The 2,701-nt window shown below is 67.8% G+C and carries 2 protein-coding genes and 1 pseudogene; all 3 read right to left on the bottom strand.

The features are described 5' to 3' along the window. Positions 1 to 134 precede the first annotated feature (134 nt). Positions 135 to 1,088, bottom strand: coding sequence for a bifunctional riboflavin kinase/FAD synthetase (locus PHC73_RS13665; protein ID WP_094268885.1), 954 nt, complete (start codon positions 1,086 to 1,088; stop codon positions 135 to 137). A gap of 97 nt (positions 1,089 to 1,185) precedes the next feature. After that, positions 1,186 to 2,556, bottom strand: a complete 1,371-nt coding sequence (locus PHC73_RS13660) for an N-acetylmuramoyl-L-alanine amidase (protein WP_094268884.1) — start codon at positions 2,554 to 2,556, stop codon at positions 1,186 to 1,188. Next, positions 2,505 to 2,701, bottom strand: a pseudogene (locus tag PHC73_RS13655) (tRNA (adenosine(37)-N6)-threonylcarbamoyltransferase complex ATPase subunit type 1 TsaE); the annotation flags it as partial. The gene PHC73_RS13660 and the pseudogene PHC73_RS13655, both read right to left, overlap by 52 nt.

The raw sequence follows: 2,701 nt of genomic DNA, 5'->3' as shown, positions 1-2,701 counted from the left end.
GCTGCCAGTCGGCGATCCAGTTCGGCTCGCGCTTGGGCAGGTCGCCGCGCATCGGGAAGGGCGTGTCGGGCAGGTTGAGCGTCTTGCGGTAGTCGGCCATGGCGTAAACGTCGGTCTTGTGGGTTCTGGGGGGCTCAGGCGGTCAAGGCCTGAAGGCGGTCGGGATGGTCGGCAAACCACTTGCGCGCGAGGTCGGCATCGACGGCGATCTGCGCGCGCAAGGCGTCCAGCGAGTCGAACTTGCGCTCGGCGCGCAGCTTGCGCAGGAAATGCACACGGATGTGAGCACCGTAGCAGCTCCCGGACCAGTCGAAGAGGTGAACTTCCAGTCGCGCGCGTCCGGCCGAGGTGGCCGTGGGACGAACGCCGATGTTCGCCACGCCGGCGATGCGCTGACCGGCCAGTCCTTCGACGCCTACGGCATAGACGCCGGTGAGCGCCGGGCGACGGTGTTTCATCTGGATGTTTGCGGTCGGAAATCCGAGCTGGCGGCCGATCTTGTCGCCATGGCTGACACGCCCCGCAATGCTGTAGGGGCGGCCGAGCAGGCGCGCGGCATGCGTGAGGTCATCTTCGCCGAGCGCGTCGCGTACGGCGGAACTCGATACGCGCTCGCCCTGGACGCTGAGCGTCGGCATGGATTCGACGCCAAAGCCGAGTTGTGCGCCGGCCGCCTGCAGCATGCTGAAGTTGCCCTGGCGGCGCGCGCCGAAGCGGAAATCGTCGCCGACGAAAAGATGGCGGACACCCAGGCCGCGCACGAGCGTGTCCTCGATGAAGGCCTGCGCCGTCTGCGATGCAAAGCGGGCGTCGAAGCGGCAGACGTAGCTGCGGTCGACGCCTGCGGCGTCCAGCAACAGCAGCTTTTCGCGCAGTGAGGCGAGACGGGCGGGGGCGTCGGACGGGCTGAAGTACTCGCGCGGATGCGGCTCGAAGGTGAGCACGACCGCCGGCAGACCGAGCGAACGGGCCTTGTCGGTAAGCAGCTTGAGCAGCGCCTGATGGCCGAGGTGGACGCCATCGAAGTTGCCGATGGTCAGCACCGCGGCGGTGTCGGCTCGCTCGGGAATCCCGCGAAAAACCCGCATAAGCGCCTGAAAAAAGCCGCAATTATAGCGGCAAAGCACGGCCGTGCGGGCTTGCCTCAGGCCGTGGAAGCAGTCGGGGCTGCTGGCTGTGCGGTGTTCAGCCGAGCTGGGCGACCCGGGTCGGGCCTGCCGGCGGGTTGGCCTCGAAGTAGCGCTTGATCCCGCGCAGCAGGGCGTTGGCCATCTTTTCCTGATAGGCCTCGTCGTTCAGGCGGCGCTCTTCCTGCGGGTTGCTGATGAAGGCGGTCTCGACCAGCACCGAGGGGATGTCCGGCGCCTTGAGGACCGCGAAGCCGGCCTGTTCGACATCCTGCTTGTGCAGACGGTTGATGCCGCCGATCTCGCCGAGCATGGCGCGGCCGAGCTTGAGGCTGTCGTTGATGGTCGCGGTCTGCGACAGATCGAGCAGGGTGCGGGCGATGTGGCCGTCCTGGCGGGCAAGGTTGACGCCGCCGACGAGGTCGGCATCGTTCTCCTTCTGCGCCAACCAGCGCGCCGCGGTGCTCGAGGCGCCGCGCTCGGACAGCACATAGACCGAGCTGCCATTGGCCTCGGGTTTGACGAAGGCGTCGGCGTGGATCGATACGAACAGATCGGCGCGGACGCGGCGGGCGCGGGCGACGCGCTGCTGCAGCGGCACGAAATAGTCGCCGTCGCGCGTGAGCACGGCCCGCATGCTCGGTTCGGCGTCGATCTTGCGCTTGAGCCGGCGGGCGATGGAGAGCGTGACGTTCTTCTCGTAGCTGCCTGCCGCGCCGACTGCGCCCGGGTCTTCGCCGCCGTGGCCCGGATCGAGCACGACGGTGAACAGGCGATTGACGTTCGGGTCGGCACGGCGTGCCGTGTTGCGTTCTGCCGGCGAATTCCGACTGTCGGCAACGCTGGCCTGGCTGCTGTCCTGGCCGGTGTCGCCCGCTGCGGCGTCCATCGGCGAATCCTTCATGATCAGCGCCAGCAGCGGGTCGTGTTCCTCGGTCGAATGCAGGTCGAGCACGAGGCGGTGTCCGTAGTTGCCGACGGGGGCGAGCGTGAACACCTGCGGGTTCACCGGCGCCTTCAGTTCGACCACCACGCGCACGACCCCCGGCCGGTTCTGGCCGGCGCGGATCAGGCGGATGTAGGGGTCGGACTCCATGACCTTCGAGGGCAGGGACTGCAGCACGCTGTCGAGGTGAATGCCCTCGAGGTCGACCACCAGGCGGTCGGGGTCGGGCACCAACATGTGGCTGTAGCGCAGGGTGGACGAGCCTTCGAGCGTAATGCGGGTGTATTCGGCCGAAGGCCAGACGCGCACCGCGAGCAGGCTGGCCGGTGCCGCATGGCCCACCGGGCTGACCATCAGCGCCAGCGTCGCGCCGGCGAACTTGAGCAGGCGGCGACGATCGATGCCGCGCGCAGGCACAGCTTCCGGCTCCGTCAGGACGCCGGGTCCGCGCCCCGCAATGCTTTCCCCAGTTCGATCACGCATGTCCGCCCCGCATCCGTCTTGCCATCGATCTCCACAAACCGCCCGGAATCATGGGTTTCGAGCCGGATTTCGAGGTCAGGCGGCGGCAGATAGGGGGCGGCTTTGTCCGGCCATTCCACTACACATACGCCCTGACTCGCGAAGT

It is taken from the genome of Immundisolibacter sp., assembly GCF_028696615.1.
Lineage (GTDB): Bacteria > Pseudomonadota > Gammaproteobacteria > Immundisolibacterales > Immundisolibacteraceae > Immundisolibacter.
The sequence above is the reverse complement of the archived record's forward strand: the minus strand, read 5'-3'. Positions and strand labels throughout refer to the sequence as shown.

What these genes read in the sequence shown, in the direction of transcription:
- PHC73_RS13665 (WP_094268885.1), bottom strand. Translation starts at nt 1,088, where the DNA reads ATGCGGGTTTTTCGCGGGATTCCCGAGCGAGCCGACACCGCCGCGGTG.
- PHC73_RS13660 (WP_094268884.1), bottom strand. Translation starts at nt 2,556, where the DNA reads ATGCGTGATCGAACTGGGGAAAGCATTGCGGGGCGCGGACCCGGCGTC.